Source organism: Aeromonas finlandensis (genome assembly GCF_000764645.1).
GTDB lineage: Bacteria > Pseudomonadota > Gammaproteobacteria > Enterobacterales > Aeromonadaceae > Aeromonas > Aeromonas finlandensis.
Genome location: NZ_JRGK01000300.1, coordinates 1 through 1,426, shown reverse-complemented (window position 1 = coordinate 1,426; position 1,426 = coordinate 1). Strand labels below are relative to the sequence as shown.

Below are 1,426 nucleotides of genomic sequence, written 5' to 3'. Positions count from 1 at the left end.
TCACTACCCCGCAGACCCGCCGTTGCTGCTCGCCGTTGTACCAAACCAGCAACTCACAGGGCTGGTCCAGCACGGCGCCAAAGTCGACATCAGGCTGGCTACTTGCCACCTCCAGTTGCAGGTTAAACGGCTGGTTCAGCCCCTCGTCCAGCTGGAAACTCGCCACCACGAAGGTGCTCTCGGGCAGCGCCCCCACCTTGACAGTAAATTGCAATCCGGTTTGATTAGCCATGGCTTTTCCCTCTTGTCACGGCCAAGCAGTGCCTGAGCCCTTGCCAACTCTCGCGCCCATACACGCCCTCGCCGCGCAGCCACGCTACCGCCCTCTCCGGTGCCGCAAGGGCCACCAAAGATAAGGGGGTTATCAGGTTACGAGCGGTTCGGGTCTGCATCACAGGACACCCTTTAGTGCTTTGCCATCCCTCCGCGCTCACCGGCTGGGCATCAAACCCCGGCAGGGGGATGGCAAAACAGAAAAGCTCCAGCCAACCCATTGGCCAAGCTGGAGAAAATGCACAGTACAAGAAGCCGGTTGAACAACCGGCTCAAAGACACATTACTACTTACAAGGAATACCAAAGTACCGCAGCAAGGCTTACGCCTCGATGGGCGCACGCCAGTCGTCCGCACCGGAAGTACCGGCAACGGTGTGCTCCCAGTCAATCTTGCGGTAAGCCATGGAGACCTGGATAAGCTGGGTGAAGTCAGACTTCGCCGGGTCCTGGCAGTGGGGCATCTGGCAGTCTATGTCAACGATGGTGGCATCGGTCAGCACGGTAGAGAAGAAGTGCTCCTGCTTGCCCTCAACGGAGGTGCGGTACCACTTCAGGGTCACTTTCGGCAGCATCTCGCCGGACGCCAGGGAGTTGTACATCAGCGGCACAGCTTTGTTCAGCGCAACGGTGAACTTGAACGGCTTGTGGACACGCTGACCAGCCGGCTGACCGGATTGCGGGTCAGTCGGGACGGTGACAACATGTTGGAACTCTTGCACCAGCATCTCGTCTTCGTGACCTTGTACGAAGATGTTGCCGACGGAGTCAGAGGTGAAGGCACCGGCGGTGATATTGCCCTGGGTTTTACCTTCGATGCTGATATAACATGGAGTTGGCATGGGTATGCTCCTAAATAAGTTGGTTAAACGAGATAGCACTCGACCAACCTTTAGCAGCGACCATGCCAATCTTCCCACATTGTTATTTATCAATAACTTAACCAAATAGCGCGACTGCATCAGCCCAGAGTTGAGCAACATGTCGCTCAAATTAATTGCATGCACTATAAAGAATTGCTGGGTTAGTGTCTTTCACTGCAACTCGCGCAATATGTTGCGCCACTCAGCATTATTCACTGAACTCGCAGATATTTCCTACTTCTGCTGCACCGATATTCAGACGAATCAATCCCTGCTTGAGAGCCCAAGAGA

General features: G+C 55.1%; 2 protein-coding genes. Both read right to left on the bottom strand.

What is annotated here, in order from left to right; genetic code table 11:
• Nucleotides 1–232 (bottom strand): contractile injection system protein, VgrG/Pvc8 family (locus LD28_RS0118815; RefSeq protein ID WP_033138454.1); only part of this gene is annotated, 232 nt, incomplete at its 3' end.
• 363 nt (nucleotides 233–595) lie between these two features.
• Entirely contained in the window at nucleotides 596–1,114 is a 519-nt protein-coding gene (gene hcp1 / locus LD28_RS0118810; protein WP_005332563.1) for a type VI secretion system effector Hcp1, read from the bottom strand.
• Nucleotides 1,115–1,426: the final 312 nt, after the last annotated feature.